Raw genomic sequence first — 22,783 nt, forward strand, 5'->3', positions numbered from 1 at the left:
ATATCAGAACAAGCCTTCGATCTGGCCCATCTCGTTGAGGAAGATCTTCTCCGAGGACGGCGCCTTGGGCAGGCCGGGCATGGTCATGACCTCGCCGCAGATGATGACGACGAAGCCCGCACCCGCCGACAGCCTGACCTCGCGCACCGGCACGGTGTGGCCGGTCGGCGCGCCGCGCAGGTTTGGATCGGTCGAGAAGGAATACTGCGTCTTGGCCATGCAGACCGGCAGGTGGCCGTAGCCGGCCTGCTCCCAGGCGTGCAACTGGTCGCGCACCGACTTGTCGGCGATCGCTTCCGAGCCGCGATAGATGCGCTGGACGATAGTGTTGATCTTCTCGAACAGCGGCATGGCGTCGGGGTAGAGCGGTGCGAACTGCGAGGCACCGGATTCAGCCAGCGCCACCACCTTGTTGGCGAGTTCCTCGATGCCGGCCGAGCCCTTGGCCCAGTGCTTGCACAGGATCGCCTCTTCGCCCATCGAGGCGACATAGTCCTTCATCGCCTGGATTTCGGCGTCGGTGTCGGAATAGAAGTGGTTGATGGCCACCACCGCCGGCACGCCGAACTGCCTGATGTTCTCGATGTGGCGGCCAAGGTTGGCGCAGCCCTTCTTCACTGCCTCGACGTTTTCCTTGCCGAGATCTTCCTTCTTGACGCCGCCGTTCATCTTCATGGCGCGCACAGTGGCGACGATGACCGCCGCCGCCGGCTTCAGGCCGGCCTTGCGGCACTTGATGTCGAAGAATTTTTCCGCGCCAAGGTCTGCGCCGAAGCCGGCTTCGGTGACGACATAGTCTGCCAGTTTCAGTGCCGTCGTGGTGGCGACCACCGAGTTGCAGCCATGCGCGATGTTGGCGAACGGGCCGCCATGCACGAAGGCCGGGTTGTTCTCCAGCGTCTGCACCAAATTCGGCTGCATGGCGTCCTTGAGCAGCACGGCCATGGCGCCATCGGCCTTGAGGTCGCGGGCATAGACGGCCGACTTGTCGCGGCGATAGGCGACGATGATGTCGCCGAGGCGCTTTTCAAGGTCCTTCAGATCGGTGGACAGGCACAGGATGGCCATGACTTCCGAGGCAACGGTGATATCGAAGCCGCCCTCGCGCGGAAAGCCGTTGGCGACGCCGCCGAGCGAACAGATCATCTCGCGCAGCGCCCGGTCGTTCATGTCCATGACGCGGCGCCAGACGACACGGCGGGTGTCGATGCCGAGCTCATTGCCCCAGTAGATGTGGTTGTCGATCAGTGCCGACAAAAGGTTGTGCGCCGTGGTGATGGCGTGGAAGTCGCCGGTGAAGTGGAGGTTCATGTCCTCCATTGGCACGACCTGTGCGTAGCCGCCGCCGGCGGCACCGCCCTTGACGCCGAAATTCGGGCCGAGCGAAGCCTCGCGGATGCAGACGATCGCCTTCTTGCCGATGCGGTTCAGGCCGTCGCCGAGACCGACCGTGGTCGTCGTCTTGCCTTCGCCGGCGGGCGTTGGGTTGATGGCGGTGACGAGGATCAGCCTGCCGTCCTTGTTGCCCTTCACCGACTTGATGAACTCGGCGGAAATCTTGGCCTTGTCGTGGCCGTAAGGCAAAAGGTGTTCAGTCGGAATGCCGATTTTCTGGCCGATCTCCTGGATCTGCTTCTTTTTGGCGCCGCGCGCGATCTCGATGTCGGACTTCACTTCGGCCATGACGGCTTTCCTCTGATTGGACGGTGGAGGGGACGGGTTTGATCTCACTCGCAAGCAGGTTGGAACCGGGCGCGGGCATGTTCTAACCCTGTCGCAGCCGCGGCGTCAACTTGCATGCAACTATGTTTCCTATGAAGAAAATTCCTCTGCGGATCGGCCGACCTGTCATCGGTTCTTCCTGGCTCCGTTGCCGCGCCGTATAGAAGCCAGAGGACGCGGCGCTCCGCCGTCTCAAAACAGCCGCACAATGCACGGAATGCGACAGAAGCGACGGCGCAAATTCGCCATCGCAATGGCTGTGGCAGAGCAGCGTTACTGTGTCAGCACGTTGCTGATTTCGACCATGTTGGAGCGCACCCTGAGCACGTAAAAACCCATCGTCGTCAGATGCGTCGGCAGCAGCCAGCCATCCTCGCGGCCATTGGCGATGATGAAGGGCTGTATCTTCAGCGCCGAGACAAACTGCGCATCCATCGTGTCCCACAGGCTCTGCAGGTGTTTTTCCTTGATGACGTCCTCGAAGTCGGCCTGGGCGCCCTTCATCAGGCCGTAATAGGCGTAGAGCTGGCCATAGGCGAACCAGTAGCGATCGTCGGCGCGGAAATCGAACCAGCCATTGTTGTGGTTTTCGGCACGTTCCTTGAGGATGGCCGAGGTCGAGCCGATGTCCGAAGCGATGCGATCGATATATTGTTTCAGATTGTCGGCGCGGGCATCGAAGGTCGCCTGGCAGGTGGCGAGCCGGGCGTTGAAGGAGCGCAGCTTGCGCACCGCGTCGCGATAGTAGCTCGGTGTCGGCGTCTTCGGGCCGAACGGGCTCACGCCGAAATACCAGGTGTATTCGTCGAACTGCAGATTGCCGCGCGCGTCCTGCAGATCGGCATCGATCTGCGATGTGGTGCGGACACGGCCGAGGTTGTCGGCGAGTTCCGTCGCGGTGCGCCGCACCGCCTGGTTGATGCCGCGCTGGAACGAGGCCTGGTTGTCCATCCACGGCGTGTGGTCCCAATCGATGCCGAACAGGCCGAGCTTGTAGAGGATCATCGACGAGATCCAAGCATTCTGGTTGACGTTGAAGTCGGTCAGGTCGGCGGCGATCTGGGCAATACCGGAGTTGCCGCAGGTCTTGGCGGTATCCGTGCCAGCGCCGGCGGCAACCTGTTCGCCGGCGGACACGTTGCGCTTGTCGAAAGTGTAGGTGTCGGGATAGTTCGGGTTGAAATTGTTCCACCACTGGGTGGCGTAGAAGAAGTTGGCATAGAGGCCGATCAGCACCAGCAAGGCGACGCCGACCGCCGCCTTCAGGATCCAGCCGCGCTGCGTGTACCAGCGCCCGGCCCATAGGAACGGCCACAGGATGACACCGATCAAGAGGCCGATACCACGGCCGATCCACTGGAAAATCCGGGTGAAGAAGTTCACGATCGGATCGAGCATGGCGATGTCACCCCCTCAGCATAATGCCAAAAAGTTGCAGACTTTTTGGATTACATCATGCGCTAAAACAATAAGTTAGAACGAAATGACGGGTCATTTCGTTCTAATCAGTCAGGCCGTAGAGGCGTGTGCGAAACGCCACCTTGTCCTTCAAATATGTGGTTTTGAGAACGTCCACAACATGCGATCGCCAGGCGTCGCTGAAGCCGTCATAGTCCTTGTAGAAGCCCTGCTTGTTGAAGATGTAGCGCGAGACGAAGTCCGACGGCACGAAATCCGAGATCAGGCGGTTGGTCAGCCAGGCGTCGGGATGGTCGGGTTTGGCGCGGATCACCAGAAAACGCTGCGTTGGGAACACATCCTCGATCTTGAGGTGGCCGAGCTGGGCGATCTCGCGCTTGGCGGCGTTGAGGAAGGGAAAGTCGCCATCCCTGGTGATCAGGTCGGCATGGCTCTGGATCCAGGTCTGCAGCCAGACCTTGTCGACGTCGGTCAGGTTGCGGTCGGGCTCGGCGTCGCGGATCAGCGCGCGCACCACCATCTCGGCGCGATGCTCGAGATAGCCCGAGGCTTCGATCCAGGAAGCGCGCGGCAGCTCGATGCGGCCGGTGGTGGCGAGGAACTTGAACACCTTGTCGGCGTCGTTGATCGAGAGATAGCTGACCTGCCACGGCCGCGAGCGGCGGAAGCCGGGTGCGGCCGGATCGCTGATCACCGTCGTCATGTCCGGATCGACGAACACGTAGAGACCGCCGAAATGGCTGGTCCAATAGGCATTGTGGCGGAAGATCACCTGGTCGGGCACCAGTGCATTCTCGCGGATGTCGCCGCATATCTTGGCGAGTTCCACCATGCGGGTCAGCATGGCGTTGTCGCGCCAGGCGTCGGGCTCCTGCTTCAGCCGGTCGACGAGCTTGCCGAGTTCGGCGGCCTTGCCCAGCACGTCTTCGGCCGACAGCACCTTGAACTCGACCTGGCTGATCGACAGCAGGTCCTCGATGTCGTTGACCTTGGGAACGGAATCCTCGATCTCGCCGTAGATGACGTCCTTGATGGTCAGCGCGTCGATGGCTCGCTGGTTCTTGGACATGAACTCGAACATCAGCTGCGAGGTGTTGGAGAAGGCGGTGTGCACCACCGGCAGGTCGATCTGCGACGGCGTCAGGATGATAAAGCGGCGATTGACCTCGTTGGGGTCGAGGTAGTCATAGTCGCCGCATTCCTCGGCCACTTCGGGCGAGAATCCGGTGCGGTCGATCTGGAAGCTCTTCAGTTTCGTCGGCTTCAAGCCGAACGCGGCCAGCGCCTTGTTGTAGCGCTGGATCAGATGCGGCTCGTCGACCGTCAGCAGCCGGCCATAGATCAGCTCATTGTCGCGCAAAAGGTCGGGTTTCTTGGCGTGGGTCATTGCGTACCTTCACGCATTCCACAGCCCCTTTTTCTTCATCTCTTCCATCTCGCGCGCGGCCCGTTCGCGCAGGCGTGCGTCGCGCAGCAGTTTTTCGACGGCGGAATCGTCGGACTTGTCGGAATAGCGGAACTCGCTGTCGGCGTAGCGGTTGATCTCCTGCATGACCATGTCCATCGAGAAGGGTCCGCGCAGTTCCTCGATCATCGCTTTCTTCTCGTCATAGCCCTTGTGCATGAAAGCTTCCGGCTTCTCGAACCAGTCGTCGGGAAGCTCGATGTCCATGGCCCGCATCTTGATGGCGTCGGTGACGTTCTTGATGGCGCGGCCGGTGAAGCGCGGCTCGGCATCCTTGATCAGGTGCAGATAGGTGCCGATATCGGCCATCGATTTCGGCGCGCCGTTCTCCTTCATGTAGCGCTCGTAGACCTTCATCAAGCCGTCTTCCTGCGGCTTCTCATGCTCCTCATAGGCCTCGGTCACGGCGCGCTGGATCTCCTGCGCGGCGTAGAGATCGTGGTCGCCGAGCGGGATCTTGTGGTTCTTGCCGGCAAGCAGCACGAAGATGTCGATGTAGTCGTCGCGCGTCTGGGGTCCATCGACCAGCCAGCGGGCGCCGGCGCGCTGGCGCAGCGCATCGTCGACATTTTCAGGGTAGTTGGAGAACATGCCGAACGAGCAGTTGCCGCGCACCACGGTGGCAGCACCGGCGAAGGCATCCATCAAAACGCCGGTGATCTCCTGCTGGCCGGCCGAGGCGCGGTCGTCGGAGCGGCGCGCCGCCACCTGGTCGATGTCGTCGATGGTGCCAAAGCCGATGACGCGCGGGTTCAAGACATTGTTGAGGAACTGGCGGCAGTTCTGGCCTGATTTGCCCTGGTAAGAGGAGATCTGGTCGACGCCGAAATTCTCATAGGCGAAGGGGTAGCCGGCGACCTGGCAGTAGCCGTTGACGAGGCCGGCGATCATCTGGATCAGCGTCGTCTTGCCGGTGCCGGGCGCGCCGTCGCCGATGAAGGTGAACAGGAAGCCGCCGAGCTCGACGAACGGGTTGAGCTCGCGCTCGAAATCGTAGGCCATCAGCATCCTGGCGAGCTTGACCGACTGGTACTTGGCAATGTGGTTGCCGACCACCTCTTCCGGTTTCTTGAAGGTCATCACCAGCGGCTTCGACCGCTTGCCCGGCGCGACGTCGAAACCATCGAGAGTGAAGTCATCGGCATCGATGCGGATATGGGCGTTCTCGAACGGGCCGATGCCGTCGAAGCGGCCCTTGCGCGCCAGAAGTCCGTCGATGGCAACGCGGGCGAAGGCGCGAGCCCTGGTCATCAGGTCGGCGTCGTCCGACGCGCCTGATATCGCCTTGTCGAGGCCGGCCAGGATCGACTTCACCGCATCCTGCTGCGTGTCGAACAGGAAGTCCGGCTCGGGAATGTCGTTGGGCGCTTCGCCGTCGCTGTCGATCAGCTGGAACAGATAGGAAGTGAGGCTGAAGGCCGAGATGTAGGCCGAGGCCGACAGAAGCTTCTTGAAAGTGGACGCCTCGTCGCCTTCGAGCGGGGCGCGGGTGTTCCTGGCCTGCAGGCCTTCGAGGTCCGAGCCTTCGGCAAAGACGTCCGATATGGCCAGCGCGATGGCCGTGCCGCGCCGGGCGCGAAACAACAGAGTGTGCTGCGGGATGGTCAGCAGCTGGTCGTCGGGGTGGACGGCGCCGACGGTCTTCGAGAGCTCGACCTCGCGCGTGCGCCGCACCGAGCCGACCGAGACGGTCGAGACGAAGCGCCGGTTGGTGCCGGCAAGCGCGGTGCCGGACTCGCGTGAGGGGTCTTCCAGCACGACGATGCGGGTGATGAAGCTCTGCGCGGTGGCGCGGTGCTTTTCGATCGATGCTTCCGGGATGGTGGTCAGGCCGGTATCCATGCTCAGCTCCTTATCGGGATTACTTTGCTGGCCTCGGCAGAAGCATCCTGCGCCTGGCGCGCGGCGCCGAGGTACATGTCCAGCGTCTGATCCAGCCTGTCGAAAAGCAACCTGTCCAAGGTAGCGTGACCCCCGCCGCGCTGGGCGATTTCAAGCGCGGCGATGTAGGCTGGGCGATCTTCGGGGCGGATCGCCACAGGCGGATAGCCCGCGCGCGCCAGCACAAGGTTCATCAGGAGACGTGCCGTGCGGCCATTGCCGTCGTTGAAGGGGTGAATGCCGACGAGCCGTCGATGGGCTTCGAAGGCGGTCTGCGGCGATTGGCGTGCTGCGCCCAGCCAGTGGCAGAACGTTTCCATAAGCGCGGGTACTTCCGTCGGTGTTGGGAAATTGTGAACACCGACATCGGTGTTCACATAGCGGGCGCTGTCGGCATAACGACCGGCAATTTCGGGCTTGGAATTTCCTACAACCAGATGGTGCAGGTTACGGATATCCGCTTCAACTATCGGCGTATCGCTTTGGGAAGCGATTTCCAATACCCAGTTCAACGCCCTTGCATGGTCGATGGCCTCAAGGTGGTCCTTAAGCGGCTTTCCACTGATCGTGATGCCTTTCTCCAGGACCAAGGCGGTTTCGCCCGCCGTCAGCGTATTGCCCTCGATCGCGTTTGACGTATAGGTTATGTCGATCCGCTGACTGTGCTCCAGGCCGTCCAAAGCGCCGGGTCGAACTCTCTTCCTTAAGGCGTCAAGCTGACGCTTCTTGGCGAAAACTGTGCCTGCGGGCGTCATTGTTTACGCCTCGATTGGGCGTGACGTTGCCCGATGTGAGCGGAGCTCTCACACATCGCTGATCACCTGCCCATTCGACAGGATGTGGACCTTGTAGCCGGCAAAGATCTTCTGCGCCTCGCCGGCGGCGTAGAGTGCCTGGTAGGCCTCGTGCGGGATCAATGCATGGTTCTCGTAGCTCGAAACGCCCTGGCGCGCGGCTTCCAGATCGTCGGTGTTGACGAAGAATTCCTGCGTCGTCTTCTCACTTGAAAACAGCCCCTTGCGGCCGGGTTTCTCGGCCTTGGAATAGACCTCCTGGATGGTCCAGGTCAGCAGCCAGGCATTCTCCGGCTTGCGCACCTTGGCCAGCACCTCGGTCACCGTCGAATTGTTGTCGGTAATCCCTGCCGAGTAGAAGGGGCCGAGCACGACACGGCGCAGCTGCTTGGGGTGCAGCGGCTCGAAATCCTTGTCGAGGTTGACCGCGATGGTCGCCGGTGACAGCGTATAGGCCGAATTCTTCTCGGTGAAATCGTCGAAGCGGTGGGCAAGTTCAGGATTGAGCAGGCCGTCGACCGGCAGCGGAATGTCGACCTTTTCGTTGAGCTTTCCGTTGCTGTCGACAAGCTGGCTGATCATCGCTTCGGAAGAATCCTCCACCGTCACCATGTAGACCAGCGGCAGGTTGGCGCTGCCGTCGAACGTCGCCCAGTGGACGAGATAATAGGGGCGCGCCGTCTTTGGATTGACCGAGACCTTGGCTGTCTGCGCCAGCGTGAACGGGCCGAACGTGTTCTCGCTTTTCACGTCCTCGAGATAGAGCCGTTCGGCCATCGACTTCTGCAGCGCCTCGGGGAATTCCTTGTGGCGCAGGATGAAGTCGGCCATTTCCTCGCGCAACTCGCCGGCCAGCGGAATGTTGGCAAGCCGCGCGTCGGCCTGGCGACGGTCGTTTTCCAGTTCGAGCAGGTTCTGGAACACCGGGAAGCCGCTTTCGGCGCGCGAAATGCGGAACGTGTCCATGAAACCCAGCCGGTTGCGCCAGCAGGCAAACGACTTGTCGAGCCGGGCGATGTATTCGGCGACGATCTTGGCGACGATGCCATGCCGGTAGAGCGGCGAGCGGTCGTCGCGCATGAACACTTCAAGGCCGCTCAATGCGGCCGTGATGGCGGAGAAATACCGTGCCGCCGCTTCGTTTTCGGGGGTCATGCCTGTGCGCTCGCGGGCAGTCCTGTCACCCCTACGACTGCACGTAGTTTGCCGCGTTGTGCTTCTTCAGCACCTCGTCGAAGCGGCGGGCAAAGGCATCGTCGGCCAGCTTTTTGCGGCGCTGGATGTCGGCGCTGGCGACCATGTTCTTCTCGTGCATTTCGAGCAGGTCGCCAATGTGCTTTTGCGAAGCTGCGCCGATCCCGGCCATGGTTTCCTCGGCGGTGTTGTCGACCTGGCTGCCCAGCGTGTTGATCTTGTGGGCGACGTCCTGCTGGGCGGCGGTCTTCAGCGAATCTTCCAGCGCCTTGTAGAGCACGATACGCTGTTCGGTATCGATGGTCAGCTTGTTGATCAGTGTCGACTGCGCGGCGATCTGGTTGTTGAGCGAATCGACGAAGGTCTGGAACATCGAGGTGTAGCGCTCGAGCGTCTGGCTCTCGGCCAGCAACTCCTGCTCCTTGGCCTGCTTTTCGTTGTATTCCGTCGCCAGCTTGGAGCGTTCGCCCTCGAGTTGCGTGCGGTCCTTCTGGCTGGTGGAAGCGGCGATCTTGTTTTCGATGTCGAGCAGCATCGGGTTGAGCTCCTCGATGCGCTTCTGCACGGCTTCGAGGTTGGACATGGTGGTCTTGCGGCGCTCGATGACCTGCGACAGGCTGGCCTCGGAGGTCTTGTAGCGCTGGTCGAGGACCTCTTTCTGCGCCTTCAGGATGCCGACAATGGTGTCGGACTTGGCCAGCAATTCCTGCAGGTTGCCGGCCAGCGACATGTTGCGGACGCGGTCGGTGCGCATGCGCTGCTTGCTCTGGCTGGAGAACATACCGACGAAGTTTTCCCAGCCGGTGTAGTTCTTCATGCTCTCGAACTCTGCGCCGAAGACGTTGGTGGCGTCCTCCAGACCGATGATCAGGTCGGCGATGTTGCCTTCCATCACCTTCTGCTGTTTCAGCACGTCCTCGATGCGGGCGTTCTCGATGTCGAAATTGGCGTCGCCGATCTTCTTGTCGGCGGTGGCGAGCGTATCAAGCACGGTGCCGGACTGCTCGATCTTGGTGCGCATGTCCTGCACGACCTGCTTGGTCTTGGCAATTTCGGCATCAAAATTCTGCAATGTCGCCATTGGGGCCTCCCGCTTCGGCATCACGTCGCTGGTCGCGAACAGCGGCGAATATATGTGGGGCATCCGGGGATTGAAAGACGCAAGACAAGACCCGCCCCGAAAACAAAAGAATTCGTCACGGTCTTGAAAGATAGTGAAGACGGGGTCATGGCGTGATTAGCTTGCAGGCCAAGCGTAGTTCAACTGTCATTGAACTTCTGTGCCGGCAAGGCAGTCGATCCCCGCAGGCGCGGACGCCCCTGGAATTCCAGTTGCAGGCGTATCATATCCGGTGAAGCCGGCGTCGTCATGCGACGTACCCGGCGGTTGCTCAGGGCTTGGGATCGGCCTTCAGATAGGCAATGACATTGGCGATATCGTCGTCATTGGTCAGGCCCGCAAACATCATCTTGTTGCCGGGCACCTTGAGCCGAGGCGCCTTGAGATATTCGGCGAGGTTGGCTTCATCCCAGACCAGGCCGGCAGCACCGGCGCTCTTCATCGCCCCGGAGTAGTGACCAAGGAAGCTCTCGGCGCTACCAGCGGTGCGGCCGACGACGCCCATCAGATGCGGGCCGACCTTGTCGCGGTCGGTGGCGGCTTCATGGCAGGCGATGCACCGGTTGAAGACATGCTTGCCCAGCGCCGGGTCACCGCCGGCATGAGCGGCAAGCGAGGTGGCAAGGAGAAGAATGCTGGCAGACGAAGCGGCTCGAAACATGGCTGACCCCGGAGAGTTCTGGCTGACGGTCTTATAGGACCGAGGCCTTAACAAACGCTGCATCGTGGCGGGACTGGGAGGATGCCCGGCGGCTCTTGATGTCGAATGCCATGACAATGTTATCGCAAGTCGGGGGCACTGCAGTCAGGCCTGCTGTGCCAGGTCACGGCGCAGAAAATCGCTCAGCCGCTCGACCGCCGGTGTCGTCGATAGCGGGTTGCGCAGGATGCCGATTTCGAGATCCGGCAGCACGGGAAGCCCTTCATTGCCGCCGATGATGCGCAGTGACGGCGGCACGCTGCGCTGGGCGAGGCCGGCGACCGCAAGACCGGCCTGGACGACTGCGATCAGGCCAAGCAGGGAGGCGCTGGAATAGGTGCAGCGATAGGACCGGTCGGCATCGCCAAGCGCCTGCAGGACATTCATCCTGGCGGCGCAGCCGGGTTCGAACAAAGCGACGGGCAAGGGATCGTTCTCCCAGGCGACATGGTTGGGCGAGGCCACCCAGACGAAGCGCTCCAGCCGGATCACGTCGAGCGGCTGTTCCGGCAGTCGAGTGACGATTGCCAGGTCGAGCCGTCCCTCCGCCAACGTTTTCACCAGCGCGGTCGATTGTTCGCAGATCAGTTCCACCGTCACCAACGGGTGTTCCGCCGCGAAACGCGACAGCACGGGCGGCAAGAGGAAGGCAGCGTAGTCGTCCGGCACGCCGAGGCGCACGCTGCCGGTTTCCTTCGGCCGGGTGACGCTGGCCCATGCCTCATCCGACAATTTCAGCAGCCGGCGCGCATAGATCAGGAAATCCTCGCCGATCGCGTTAGGGGTGACGGTTCTGGGACCACGCACCAGAAGCTGGTTGCCGACCATCTCCTCCAGCCGCTGCATCTGCATGCTGACGGCGGACTGGCTGCGGCCGACCCGTGGTGCGGCATTGGAAAGACTGCCGCTCTCGACGACGGCGACGAAGGTTTTCAGCAGGTTGAGGTCGAGCGGAGTGGCCATGGTGCTATCAACATATCGAATAGCTAGTTACAAATCTATTCGCTTGTTTGAGAGCTTCCGAACTGGCCAGATGCTGCCGCACCATCTGGAAGAACGCCTCATGACAGATACATCGACCGCCCGTTTCCCGGCCGCGAGCCTCGCCCTGGCGATGGTGATTGCCGGCACGGTCGGCGCCTTCGTCACGGAATCGGGGCTTCATCCCGTCACCGTCGTCTTCTGGCGATGCGTGTTCGGCACGATATTCCTGGCCGCATGGTGCCTGCTGCGCGGCTATCTGCCGGACCGAACGCTGTCTCTGTCCCGGCTTGGCCTCGCTGCGCTTGCCGGCGTCTGCATGGTGCTGAGCTGGACGGCCTTCTTCGCCGGTTTCGCTATGACGTCGATCGGCACGACGACGATCGTCTACCATGTGCAGCCATTCTTCGTGGTGCTGATCGGCGTGGTCTTTCTCAAGGAGCGCATCTCGCTTGACCAGATTCTATGGATGCTTGGCGCATTTCTCGGCGTCGTGCTGGCCAGCGGCCTCGTTGTCGCGCACGGCCATGCCGACCCATACTGGGCCCTGGGTATTGCGCTGACCCTGGGTGCTGCCCTGCTCTATGCCGTTGCGACGATCCTTGCCAAGGGCCTTGGGCAACAGCGCCCGGAAATCACGGTGCTTTGCCAGACGGTGGTGGGTGTCGTCATGCTCGCTCCGTTCGCTGACATCGGCCAACATATTGCGCCTGCGTCATGGGGCTGGCTGCTCGGCATTGGCATCCTGCATACCGGCATTGCCTATGTGCTGATGAATTCGGCCTTTCCGCGCCTGACGACACCGGTGATCGGCGTCATCACCTTCATCTACCCTGTCGTCGCCATCATGGTCGACTGGGCGATCTATGGGCATCCGCTCCGACCGGCGCAGGCTGCCGGCATGGCGCTGATTGCGCTGGCGACGCTTGGTGTGCGGCTCGGCTGGCGGCTTCCGAGACGGCGTGTCTCGACTGTGTGAGCCCAAAGCAATTCCAGGAAAAGTGTGAAACGGTTTTCCGTCCGGAATTGCGTCAAAACAAAGAGAGAGATAGAGCGGTTCTGCGTTTCCGTGAAACGAAGAACCGCTCTGGTCAGGCCTGGGTGAAGCCGATGAAATCCTCGGGCGCGGCGCGGCCCATCTCTTCCTCCCAGTGGCGGCGGCAGAGCGAGACATAGACGTCCTTGCCGATCGCCACCTGCTCGCCCTGACGTGCCACCTTGCCGTCGGGGCCGAGGCGCACCACCATCGTCGCCTTGCGGCCGCAGCGGCAGATGGTGCGGACCTCGCGCAAATCGTCGGCGATCGCCAGCAGCGCGCGCGAGCCGGAAAACAGCTTGCCCTGGAAATCGGTGCGCAGGCCGTAGCACATGACCGGGATGTTCAGCCGGTCGGCGATGCGGGCGAGCTGCCAGACCTGCTCCTCCTCGAGGAACTGCGCCTCGTCGACGAAGACGCAATGCACGGTCGTATGCTCATGGTGATCGGCGACGCGGGCGAACAGATCGTCGCCGTCGCGGAACATCTCGGCTTCCGTCTCCAGGCCGATGCGCGACGAGATCAGGCCGCTGTCGCCCTTTTGGTAGTGGCCGGCGACGAACAGCATGGTGCGCATGCCGCGTTCGCGATAATTGTACGACGCCTGCAACAGCATCGTCGTCTTGCCGGCGTTCATCGTCGCATAGTGGAAGTAGAGCTTGGCCATGCCGCCCTTTTAAGCCGACTTATCCCGACGCGGGGAGGGGGCGCCGCCGCATTCCCCCAAGAAACGACCCCCGCCCCAAAAAAACGACGCCCGCGCAGTGCAAAAGCAGGAAGCGTGTCGCTGATTGGCCAGCCTGCGCCGTTGATCGTGATTGCCTTGATGCTTGAAACCACACCAGAATGGTGTTTGGCTGACGAAACAAGGCGGGCAGAGAAACCGTAACTTCGCTTCGCCAAAGAATTGCAATGGGAGAATATCTATGTCGCGCATGAATTCCTTCGTCGCCGGCCTCGGCCTGGCGGCTCTGCTGTCCACGAGCGCTGCCTTCGCCGGTGATCCGGCAAGCTGCAAGGCGGTGCGTCTTTCCGATGTCGGCTGGACCGACATCCAGGCGACGACCGGTGTCGCTTCCGTTCTGCTGACCGCGCTCGGCTACGAGCCGCAGACGATCCAGCTGTCGGTGCCGGTGACCATGGCGTCGCTGAAGAACAAGGATCTTGATGTCTTCCTCGGCAACTGGATGCCGTCGATGACCAACGACATCAAGGACTACACCGCCGACGGTTCGGTCGAGACCATCAGCGAAAACCTCAGTGGCGCCGGCTACGGTATCGTCGTGCCGACCTATGTGGCGGATGCCGGCGTCAAGACGCTGACCGACCTCGGCAAGTTCAAGGACAAGTTCGACGGCAAGATCTACGGCATCGAGGCCGGCAATGACGGTAACCGCATCATCCTCGACATGATCAAGAACCCGAAGGACAATCTCGAAGGCTTCGAGCTGGTCGAATCCTCGGAGGCCGGCATGCTCACCCAGGCCGAGCAGTCGATCAAGAACAATGAGTGGATCGCCTTCCTCGGCTGGACGCCGCATCCGGTGATGGGTGCCATGAAGATCACCTATCTCGATGGCATGGGCGACAGCGGCTTCGGCGCCGCCACCGTGCATACCAATGTGCGCAAGGGCTACACCACCGAGTGCCCGAATGCCGGCAAGTTCATCGCCAACCTGAAGTTCAACCTCGACATGGAAGGCGAGATGATGGACGCGATCCTCAAGGGCGGCGACGCCAACACGGTCGCGACCGACTGGCTGAAGAAGCATCCGGACGCGGTTGCTCCGTGGATTGCCGGCGTGACCACTTTCGATGGCGGCGACGCGGCTGCAGCCGTGAAGACTGCGCTCGGAAGCTGAGCCGGCCTTGCGTTCGGCGTGACCGATCAAGAAGGGCAGTCACTGTAGAAAGGGCTGCCCTTTTCCATATCCTGTGACAAGATGACCGTCCGGCAAGGACGGCGACTGCCAAAGAGGGGCAAGATGGATCCGATTTCAAAATTCTTTGTCAGTTATAAGATCCCCATAGGCGAGTGGGGCAAAGCGTTCTTCACCTTCCTCACCGACAATTTCAACACCTTCTTCCGCGGCCTCTCCGGCGGCCTGAATTTCCTGCTCGACGGAGTGGTCGACACGCTGCTGCTGGTACCGCCCGTCCTTCTCATCGCGCTGATTGCGCTGCTTGCCTATTATCTGCAGCGATCGAGAGGCCTGGCGGTGGCCGTCTTTCTCGGGTTGCTGTTCATCCTCAACCAGAACCTCTGGAAGCAGACGGTGGAGACGCTGGTGCTGGTGGTTGCCGCTGCCGCCGCCTCGATGGCCATCGGTGTGCCACTCGGTATCTGGGCCGCGCACAAGCCGAAGGTCTACCGCATCATGCTGCCGGTGCTCGACTTGATGCAGACGCTGCCGACCTTCGTATACCTGATCCCGGTGCTGACGCTGTTCGGCCTCGGCAATGCGCCCGGCCTCATCGTCACCATCATCTTCGTCATCCCGACCTCGGTTCGTCTCACGCATCTCGGCGTCGTCTCGGTGCCGAAGTCGATCGTCGAGGCAGGCGAGGCGTTCGGCGCCACCAAGAGCCAGTTGCTGTGGAAGGTGGAGCTGCCCTCGGCGCTGCCGACCATCATGGCGGGCTTGACACAGTCGATCATGCTGTCGCTGTCGATGGTGGTGTTTGCCGCACTGATCGGCGCCGGCGGCCTCGGCACCGAAATCAACCGGGCGCTGGGTTCGCGCAAGATCGACCTCGGGCTTGAAGCCGGCCTCGCCATCGTCGTGCTGGCCATCGTGCTAGACCGGATGACACGCATCGGCGTGGGAGGCAAGAAATGACCGTCGCCGTTGACTTCAGGAATGTCGACATCATGTTCGGCCAGGATCAGGCCGGCGCCCTGGCGATGGTCGACGCCGGCGCCACCCGCGCCGAAATCCTCGAAAAGACCGGCAATGTGCTGGGCTGCGCCGGCGCCAGCCTGACCGTGCATGAGGGCGAGATTTCCGTGCTGATGGGCCTGTCCGGCTCCGGCAAATCGACGCTGCTCAGGGCCGTCAACCGGCTGAACGTCGTTTCGCGCGGCCAGGTGCTGGTCAAAGACGGCGACGGCACGGTCGACGTCGTCACCTGCGATGAGGTGACGCTGAGAAGGCTGCGGCAGAAGCAGGTCGCCATGGTGTTTCAGCAGTTCGGCCTGCTGCCATGGCGCACGGTGGAGGAAAATGTCGGCCTTGGCCTCGAACTTGCCGGCGTGCCGGAGGCAGAGCGCAAGGAGCGCGTGCAGCGCCAGCTCAAGCTGGTCAATCTCGACCAGTGGTCGAAGAAATACGCGCATGAGCTGTCGGGCGGCATGCAGCAGCGCGTCGGCCTGGCCCGCGCCTTTGCCACCGAGGCGCCGATCCTGTTGATGGACGAGCCGTTCTCGGCGCTCGACCCGCTGATCCGCACCAAGCTGCAGGACGAATTGCTGCAGCTGCAGGCCGAATTGAAGAAGACCATCATCTTCGTCAGCCATGATCTCGAGGAGGCGCTCAAGATCGGCACCCATATCACCATCATGGAAGGCGGCCGCATCGTGCAGACCGGCGCGCCGGAGGACATCGTGCTGCGCCCGGCCAATGACTATGTCCGCGACTTCATCGCCAATGTGAACCCGTTGTCGGTGCTGACCGCCTGGAACGTGATGCGCGACCGTCGCGATCTGGAGCACGGCGACAATGGCTGGGTATGGCTCGACCGGCGCAAGACGACGCGCTTCAAGATCGACGAGCATGGGCTGGTGGCAGCGGCCGAACGCGACGGCAAGCCGGCGGTCTGGGTGTCGTGCGCCGATGTCGAGGGCCAGCCGGAGGAACTGGCGCAGGTGTTCTGGGCCAATCCCGGCACCTCGCTGAAAACCGTAATGCTGGCCATGCACCGTTCGCAGACCGCACCAGTGGCGCTGTTCGACGACCAGTCGCGCTTTGTCGGCGCCATCGGCATCCGCGATGTGCTGAGCGCTGTGCTGCGGCGTTAGCTGAGCGCGATCTCGCGGCAATAGAGGAGTCGCGAGAACTCCAGGACCGTCGGCTATCAGGGAAAAAGCGCCTTGGAACGGATTTGGAGTTGGCTGTCTAAACCGCGGACCGCGCAAACGGCGGTCGGGGTCCTGCTTGTGATTGCGATGCGATCGATCCTGGAGTTTTTCAGGATCGGCGGTGCGACCGCCACGCAATTAAGTGCAAATCAGCTCTTTTATATCGAAGGGACGCTCGCAGCGATCACTGCCGCGTTGGCAGTTCTTGTCCTGCATGCATTCGGGCGGCATGGGTGGGCGACCCTCTCCAGCGTAGCAGCAATAGTTGCCCTGCTGGCATGGAAGATCGCTGTCATCCGTTGAAAACGGCAAAACAAGGCCGGCACCTCGAGGCGACTGCGTCAGGCCGCCAGCGGCAGGCGTAGCTCGGTCAGCAGGCCGCCGCCCGGGTTGTTGGACAGGCGGACCTCGCCGCCGGCGGCCCGCGCGATGTTGCGGGCAATGGTCAGGCCGAGGCCGAGACCGCCGGTCTGGCGGTTGCGGGATTGTTCGAGGCGCACGAAAGAGCCGAACACGGCGTCGATCTGCGCCTGTGGTATGCCCGGCCCTTCGTCGCGGATGGTAAGCAGGATCATGTTTTCCGACCGGCGCAGGCTGATATGCGCCTTCTTGCCGTAGGTGATCGCGTTCTGCATCAGATTGGTGACGCAGCGCCTGAGCGCGACCGGCCGCGCCATACAGATCAGGCCACGCGAGCGGGTGTCGTCGTCGAACCAGACGTCGTCATAGCTGTCGGCGATCGACTCCACGAGCGACCAGAAGTCGATGCGTTCGCTCTTTTCCTCCGTCACCTCGAAGGTGGCGAAGTCGATCACCGAACTGGCGATGCTCTCGACATCGGCGAGATCGTGCGCCAGCGCCTCGCGAACCGCCGATTTGCGCAACAGCTCCAGGCGCAGGCGCATCCTCGTCATCGGGGTGCGCAGATCATGCGCCAGCGCTGCCGCCAGATGTTCGCGGTCCTCGACATATTCGCGCAACCGCGCCTGCATGGCGTTGATCGCCTTGGCGGCGGCACGCACCTCGCGGCTGCCGCTTTCGGTGATCGGCGGGCTCTTCAGATCCTTGCCGATCCGGTTCACGGCGGTTTCCATCATCCTATAGGGCGCCGTCAGCCGGCGCAGCGACCAGATCGACATGATCACCACCAGGCCTGCGATCAGCGAATAGAGCGGCAGGCTGTCGAAGCTCAGGATCGGGCCGACGGGCGTGATCGGCTCGGTGAAATTCAGCCACTGGCCGTCGGCGAAGCGCAGCGACGCCGTCAGCTTGTCGCTCTGGGCGAAGTTGGCGGCCAGCACCAGGAGGTCGCGCTCGACCTGGCCGATATCGGGTCCTGGCGCCATGCCGGTGGCGTCGTCGGCCTCGCGCGTCGCCGGGTCGCGTCGCACCCGCGCATCGGTGATGCCGAATTTCGACAGCCGGCCAACGAGGATGTCTTCCAGTTCCGCCAGTTCGTCGTCGCCGGCAATCGACGAGGTGACCGCCGGCGTGTCCGTGATGGTGAGCGCGTAGGTGGCATTGAACAGGCCGGTCGCCGTCGCCTTGCGTTGCTCCGGACTGGCGTCATGCATGAGCTGCACCAGCGAGAAGGCGCGGTCGTTGAGGCGATAGAGGTCGACGACGCCATTGGCGGCGGCGCGGTCGCGCGACACGATATAGAGGGTCGCGACCTGGCTGATCAGCAGGCCGGCGATGACGATCAGCAGCACCCAGACAGGCAAGGTCTGCGGCAGGAACCGTCTCATTCGGAGGTCGTCTCGGGCAGGAACTGGTAGCCGCCGCTGCGCACGGTGAGGATCAGCTTGGGCGTTTTCGGGTCGTCTTCCATCTTGCGCCGCAACCGGCTGACCAGGATGTCGATGCTGCGGTCGAAGGAATAGTCGCTATCGCCACCGGACAGTTCGATGAGCTGGTCGCGGGTCAGCACACGCTGCGCGCTCTTGACGAAGGTCTGCAGCAAATTGAATTCCGCCATCGTCAGCTCGACCCTGACATCGTCGGGTGCGATCAGCCGGCGCCGCGAACAGTCCATCGTCCAGCCGGCGAAGCGATAGATCTGCTTGGTGGTGGCGCGCTTCGGCTCGGCGGCGCCGTTGCGCCGCAGCACGGCGCGGATACGCGCCAGAAGCTCGCGCGGGTCGAACGGTTTGGGCACATAATCGTCGGCGCCCATCTCCAGGCCGACCACGCGGTCGGTGGTCTCGGTGACGGCGGTCAGCATGATGATCGGCGTCGAATACTGGGCGCGAAGGTCGCGGCACAGCTCCAGCCCGCTCTTGCCGGGCAGCATCACGTCGAGGACGATGAGATCCACCTGCGTACGGCGCAGGATGGCCTCCATCTCGGTGCCGTCTGCGGCAACCGAGGTGTGCAGGCCCCGCTTCTGGAAGAATTCCTGCAGCAGGTCGCGGATGCCCTTGTCGTCGTCGACGATCAGTATGTGTGCGTCGGATTTCACAGCAGCCCTGTCATTGTTGATTACCAAGCCCTTCTGTCGCAACCCACACGATAGAATTCAGGCCATATGTTGGCCAGTGGCGATGATGCGTTCACACCGGCTTTCTCAGACACAATCTAGAAACAAAATTCTACAGTTCAGAAAAACTCCTGAAAAAATTCAAAGGCATAACTGGTCTCGTGGCGGTCAGGTCATCGGCTGCGACGCTAGTCTCCGGGTTTACGGATAAACCGATGCCAAGGTTGTCGATCAGTTTGTTGGGTGCGTTGCTGGGCATTTGCCTGGTCACTGCCGCTGTCGAACAATCGGACGCAAAGGTGACGCTCACCACCCGGAGCGAACGGTGCGCCAATCTCAGCCACCAATTCGATGAAGCCCTCGAAACCCATGCCGCGGCAACGCAGGTCACCGCGGCAAAGGCACTTCAGAGAAAGGGTAACCGGTACTGCGCCGCCAAGAAACAGGCACAGGGCATCCGGATGCTCGCCAACGCTTTGAAGCTGCTTGGAGTGACACCGAACGACCCGGTTCAGTGACGCTCGAAAACTCGACCCGCTAAAAAAGGAAATGAAGCCATGAAAAAGTCCATCCTCTCCGCAACCGGTCTCGCCGTCGCTCTCGCTTTCGCGATGCCGGCTCTCGGCAATGCCGCTGCCACCACGACCGCTGCTCCGGCTGCTTCGACGACCACCGCTCCGGCTACCGCCGCTCCGGCCAAGACTGCTCCGAAGAAGGTCGTCAAGAAGACCGTCAAGAAGCACAAGAAGGCTCCGAAGAAGGCCGTCAAGAAGGACGCCCCGAAGGCTTAATCCAGATCCGGCATAACATGCCTGCCTAATGACAAGGCCGCTCCAGTTGGTTTCGGCTGGAGCGGCCTTCTTCCTATCCGAGCCGCTGAAGCCTCTATATCGGCGATGAAGCGGACGGATAGGCCCCTACCAATGTTTGGCCGAAGCCCGGTGCCGGCAGCTTCCGCCTTGACCGACTTTAACCCGTTTGCAATGCCGGCCGTGTAGGGCAGTCCGCATGAAGAAGCGGCTTTCGTCCACTCTGCGTTCGATGGTGCTCGGCGGCCTGGTTGTCACAGGCGCCGCCAGGGTGCTGATCCTGCTCACCGCCAGCCCGGTGCCCGATCCGGCCAGCGGACGCACTGAGCCTTCGCTGTTCGCACCGGCGATTTCCACCAACTGGGACTACATCACACCAGCCCAGACCTGGCTGCTGATCGTGCTCACCGGCACAACGCTGCTCTGCGTCGTCGCGTGGCCGATCGCGGCATGGCTGGAACGCCGGGCGGATGCGGGCGGAAACCGCCTTCGGCCCGATATGCCGTCCGTCACAGCCGCGCGGCAGGTTCCCAGCCGCCGCATGTTTGGCCGCCAGGGCCGTTGAACGGCACCCGACACTTTCCCACATAGTTGTGCATGGCGGCGCCCGCCGGACACCGGTTTTGCGCGTCAATCAAAATAGACGGCCGCTTTCGCCGGTGTCAGAATGCGAGCCAGGTCGCTTGCGCTAATTGTCGGTTCCGATGCCTGAAATCACCACAAAACCACGTACCCAGGTCAAGCCGCAGACCGAGCGGCCAAAGCTCTACAAGGTCATCCTCATCAATGACGATTTCACGCCGCGCGAATTCGTGGTGACGGTGCTGAAGGGCGAGTTCAAGCTCAGCGAAGACCAGGCGCACCGGGTGATGATCACCGCGCATCGGCGTGGCGTCTGCGTCGTTGCCGTCTTCACCAAGGATGTCGCCGAGACCAAGGCGACACGGGCCACCGATGCCGGCAAGGCCAAGGGCTATCCGCTGCTGTTCACGACCGAGCCGGAGGAGTAGTCCTACCGCCCCTCGCGGTACCACATCGAACCCATTGCCAGCAGCAGTAGGCCGAGGCCCAGGAAGCCGCCGAACAGCGGCACGCGCGAGACCGCCTTGAGCACGCTGTCGTTGGTCGTGCGCAGGCCGATCCAGTCGCTGCCAGATGCGTCACCTGCCGAGCGCACCGGCACGACCGAAGGCAGCGTCACGTCGCTGCCAACGACCGAGGATGATGCCAGCCGGCGCACGCTGCCGCCGGTGGCTTCCGCCGGCGCCTTCAGCCGGTTTTCGGTGGAGATGACGTCGGCGAATTCCGGCGCGTTGACCGGTCCGACATGGGCGAGCGCGGTCAAGTCGCCATTGGCGACCTGGTAGAGGCCGATCTCGCTGGTCTCGACGCTGCCAAGGAAGACGCCGGGCTCCGATTTCTCGAGCTTGACCGTCAAGGTCTTGCCGGAGGGGGTGATGATCTGCGCGGAACCAGGATCATCGGCCATCGTCTGGCGGCGAATTTCCAGCACCATGCCGCGGCCGTCGGCGGTCAGCCGCTCCTCCTCGAGCTCGGGCTCCTTCATCAGCCAGTGCGCAATGCGCCGGTAGAGCTGGACATGCGGGCCGCCGCCTTCGAAGCCGCGCGCCCACAGCCAGCCCTGGTCGGACAGAAGCATGCCGACGCGGCCCTCTCCCTTGCGGTCGAGCAAGAGCAGGGGCCGGTTGTCGGCGCCCTTCATCACCACTTCGCCTTCGGGATTCTGCACGCCGATGGTGCGGAACCAGCGGCTCCAGTGCGGCGGCTCGGTGGCCGAACCGTCCAGCCCGCGGGTCACCGGGTGGCGCTGGCCGAGTTCGGTGAGGCGCGGATAGAAGGCCTTGTCGACCACTTCGCCGGTCGGCATTGCCGGCAAGGCCGACATCAGCGGCGTGCGTGCGATCGAGCTTTCGCCGGCATATTCGGGACCGGCCGCGATCAGCAGGGCGCCGCCCTTTTCGACATATTCGGAGATGTAGTCGTAATAGAGGATCGGCAGCACGTCGCGGTGCTGGTAGCGGTCGAAGATGATGAGGTCGAAATCCTTGATTTTCTCGACGAACAGCTCGCGGGTCGGGAAGGCGATCAGCGACAATTCGTTGATCGGCGTGCCGTCCTGCTTTTCCGGCGGCCGCAAAATGGTGAAATGGACGAGATCGACCGAGGCGTCGGATTTCAACAGATTGCGCCAGGTGCGCTCGCCCGCATGCGGCTCACCGGAGACGAGCAGCACGCGCAGGTTTTCGCGGATGCCGTCGATGAGGGCGATGGCGCGGTTGTTGGTGTCGGTCAGTTCGCCCGGTTCGCGGTCGATGGCGAGCTCGATGATGTTACGGCCGGCGCCCGGAATGGTCACCTGCAGCGGCATGGCCTGGCCGACGGTGGCATGCTCGACCGCGACCTGCTCGCCATTGACCGAGACGCGCACATCGACCGGGCCGGTCTCTTTTTCCGTCGAAATGACGCGGTAGGTCATGTCGAGCGGCTTGCCGACAAGGCCGAAGCGCGGCGCGTTCTCGAAGCGGATGCGGCGATCCTTCTCGTGGTCGTTGCCGGTGATCAGGGCATGAAGCGGCGCGTTGAAATCGGGGCTACCTGCGGGTGCGTCATGCACCTCGCCATCGGTGATCATGATGGCGCCGCCGATGCGCGACGGCGGCACGTCGCGGAAGGCGCCTTCGAGCGCGCCGAACAGCCGTGTTTCCGTGCGCTCCTCGGCGGCTTGCGATTTGCCGGCCTCGACGACGCGCACGTCGAACTGCTTGAAGCGGCCAAGACGCTGCTGCAGCCCGGCCAGCGCCTCGTCGGTCTGTTTGGTGCGGTCGCCGATGTCCTGGCTCTGGCTGCGGTCGACGATCAGGGCGACGACACTTTTCAGCGGCTCGCGCTCCTCGTTGAGGAACACCGGGTTGAACAGGGCGGCGGCGAGCGCCAGCAGGGCGACGAAGCGGAAGATGGCGCCACGCTGGCGAAACCACAGGCCGATGAGCGCCAGCAGCGCCAGCGGCACCAGCACCACGGCCAGCAATGGCCAGGAGATCAGCGGTTCGAGCGAGATCGACCAGTTCATGCGTTAACCTCGCC

Annotated in this window: 22 protein-coding genes; 9 read left to right on the forward strand and 13 right to left on the reverse strand. The window is 62.5% G+C overall.

Annotated features, from left to right (window positions below):
• Positions 1-3: 3 nt before the first annotated feature.
• The 9 genes from B5V02_RS03425 to B5V02_RS03465 all read right to left on the reverse strand — a co-directional run bounded on the left by B5V02_RS03425 (position 4) and on the right by B5V02_RS03465 (position 11,258).
• On the reverse strand, positions 4-1,683 hold the full coding sequence (locus B5V02_RS03425) for a formate--tetrahydrofolate ligase (RefSeq protein WP_111542831.1): 1,680 nt from the start codon (positions 1,681-1,683) through the stop codon (positions 4-6).
• Between the two features lie 312 nt (positions 1,684-1,995).
• Positions 1,996-3,120: a DUF2333 family protein gene (locus B5V02_RS03430; protein ID WP_111542832.1), complete on the reverse strand. Its 1,125-nt coding sequence runs from the start codon at positions 3,118-3,120 to the stop codon at positions 1,996-1,998.
• A 103-nt stretch (positions 3,121-3,223) separates the two neighbouring features.
• Complete coding sequence (locus B5V02_RS03435; RefSeq protein ID WP_111542833.1) at positions 3,224-4,528, reverse strand: DUF6638 family protein; 1,305 nt, start codon at positions 4,526-4,528, stop codon at positions 3,224-3,226.
• A gap of 9 nt (positions 4,529-4,537) precedes the next feature.
• Positions 4,538-6,448 (reverse strand): AAA family ATPase, encoded by a 1,911-nt coding sequence (locus tag B5V02_RS03440; RefSeq protein WP_111542834.1) that lies wholly within the window; start codon positions 6,446-6,448, stop codon positions 4,538-4,540.
• 2 nt (positions 6,449-6,450) lie between these two features.
• Positions 6,451-7,242 (reverse strand): Fic family protein, encoded by a 792-nt coding sequence (locus B5V02_RS03445; RefSeq protein ID WP_111542835.1) that lies wholly within the window; start codon positions 7,240-7,242, stop codon positions 6,451-6,453.
• A gap of 48 nt (positions 7,243-7,290) precedes the next feature.
• The gene (locus B5V02_RS03450; RefSeq protein ID WP_111542836.1) at positions 7,291-8,436 is read right to left on the reverse strand and encodes a hypothetical protein; all 1,146 of its coding nucleotides are present in this window, start codon (positions 8,434-8,436) and stop codon (positions 7,291-7,293) included.
• Between the two features lie 31 nt (positions 8,437-8,467).
• Positions 8,468-9,556 (reverse strand): hypothetical protein, encoded by a 1,089-nt coding sequence (locus tag B5V02_RS03455; protein ID WP_111543712.1) that lies wholly within the window; start codon positions 9,554-9,556, stop codon positions 8,468-8,470.
• Positions 9,557-9,866: 310 nt separating this feature from the next.
• Positions 9,867-10,256, reverse strand: a complete 390-nt coding sequence (locus B5V02_RS03460; RefSeq protein WP_111542837.1) for a c-type cytochrome — start codon at positions 10,254-10,256, stop codon at positions 9,867-9,869.
• 144 nt (positions 10,257-10,400) lie between these two features.
• The gene (locus B5V02_RS03465) at positions 10,401-11,258 is read right to left on the reverse strand and encodes a LysR substrate-binding domain-containing protein (protein WP_111542838.1); all 858 of its coding nucleotides are present in this window, start codon (positions 11,256-11,258) and stop codon (positions 10,401-10,403) included.
• Positions 11,259-11,358: 100 nt separating this feature from the next.
• Here B5V02_RS03465 and B5V02_RS03470 point away from each other — a divergent pair, with 100 nt between their 5' ends.
• Complete coding sequence (locus B5V02_RS03470; RefSeq protein ID WP_111543713.1) at positions 11,359-12,255, forward strand: DMT family transporter; 897 nt, start codon at positions 11,359-11,361, stop codon at positions 12,253-12,255.
• 112 nt (positions 12,256-12,367) lie between these two features.
• On the opposite strand, the gene B5V02_RS03475 is transcribed toward B5V02_RS03470, so the two are convergent.
• Entirely contained in the window at positions 12,368-12,979 is a 612-nt protein-coding gene (locus B5V02_RS03475) for a thymidine kinase (protein ID WP_111542839.1), read from the reverse strand.
• A 259-nt stretch (positions 12,980-13,238) separates the two neighbouring features.
• Between B5V02_RS03475 and B5V02_RS03480 the strand changes: the two genes are divergently transcribed.
• The 4 genes from B5V02_RS03480 (at position 13,239) to B5V02_RS03495 (ending at position 16,693) form a co-directional block, all read left to right on the forward strand.
• A complete protein-coding gene (locus B5V02_RS03480; RefSeq protein ID WP_111542840.1) occupies positions 13,239-14,174 on the forward strand; it encodes a choline ABC transporter substrate-binding protein in 936 nt (311 codons plus the stop codon).
• Positions 14,175-14,297: 123 nt separating this feature from the next.
• Entirely contained in the window at positions 14,298-15,152 is an 855-nt protein-coding gene (gene choW / locus B5V02_RS03485; RefSeq protein ID WP_111543714.1) for a choline ABC transporter permease subunit, read from the forward strand.
• Complete coding sequence (gene choV / locus B5V02_RS03490) at positions 15,149-16,330, forward strand: choline ABC transporter ATP-binding protein (RefSeq protein WP_111542841.1); 1,182 nt, start codon at positions 15,149-15,151, stop codon at positions 16,328-16,330. The genes choW and choV overlap by 4 nt, the downstream gene beginning before the upstream one ends.
• A 72-nt stretch (positions 16,331-16,402) precedes the next feature.
• Positions 16,403-16,693, forward strand: a complete 291-nt coding sequence (locus tag B5V02_RS03495) for a hypothetical protein (RefSeq protein ID WP_146606013.1) — start codon at positions 16,403-16,405, stop codon at positions 16,691-16,693.
• A gap of 38 nt (positions 16,694-16,731) precedes the next feature.
• Here B5V02_RS03495 and B5V02_RS03500 read toward each other — a convergent pair whose 3' ends face one another.
• On the reverse strand, positions 16,732-18,138 hold the full coding sequence (locus tag B5V02_RS03500; RefSeq protein WP_111542843.1) for an ATP-binding protein: 1,407 nt from the start codon (positions 18,136-18,138) through the stop codon (positions 16,732-16,734).
• Entirely contained in the window at positions 18,135-18,851 is a 717-nt protein-coding gene (locus B5V02_RS03505; RefSeq protein WP_111543715.1) for a response regulator, read from the reverse strand. The genes B5V02_RS03500 and B5V02_RS03505 overlap by 4 nt, the downstream gene beginning before the upstream one ends.
• Before the next feature lie 233 nt (positions 18,852-19,084).
• Between B5V02_RS03505 and B5V02_RS03510 the strand changes: the two genes are divergently transcribed.
• From B5V02_RS03510 to clpS, 4 genes are all read left to right on the forward strand, one after another.
• Positions 19,085-19,387 (forward strand): hypothetical protein, encoded by a 303-nt coding sequence (locus tag B5V02_RS03510; protein ID WP_111542844.1) that lies wholly within the window; start codon positions 19,085-19,087, stop codon positions 19,385-19,387.
• Positions 19,388-19,426: 39 nt separating this feature from the next.
• Positions 19,427-19,660, forward strand: a complete 234-nt coding sequence (locus B5V02_RS03515) for a hypothetical protein (RefSeq protein WP_111542845.1) — start codon at positions 19,427-19,429, stop codon at positions 19,658-19,660.
• A 217-nt stretch (positions 19,661-19,877) separates the two neighbouring features.
• Positions 19,878-20,243: a hypothetical protein gene (locus tag B5V02_RS03520; protein ID WP_111542846.1), complete on the forward strand. Its 366-nt coding sequence runs from the start codon at positions 19,878-19,880 to the stop codon at positions 20,241-20,243.
• A 139-nt stretch (positions 20,244-20,382) separates the two neighbouring features.
• Positions 20,383-20,688: an ATP-dependent Clp protease adapter ClpS gene (gene clpS, locus B5V02_RS03525; protein ID WP_111542847.1), complete on the forward strand. Its 306-nt coding sequence runs from the start codon at positions 20,383-20,385 to the stop codon at positions 20,686-20,688.
• A 2-nt stretch (positions 20,689-20,690) separates the two neighbouring features.
• Here the strand turns inward: clpS and B5V02_RS03530 are convergent, their stop codons facing one another.
• Complete coding sequence (locus B5V02_RS03530; protein WP_111542848.1) at positions 20,691-22,769, reverse strand: hypothetical protein; 2,079 nt, start codon at positions 22,767-22,769, stop codon at positions 20,691-20,693.
• Between the last annotated feature and the right edge of the window lie 14 nt (positions 22,770-22,783).

Origin of the sequence: Mesorhizobium kowhaii (assembly GCF_003253745.1) — a bacterium.
In the GTDB taxonomy this organism is placed as follows: Bacteria; Pseudomonadota; Alphaproteobacteria; order Rhizobiales; family Rhizobiaceae; genus Mesorhizobium; species Mesorhizobium kowhaii.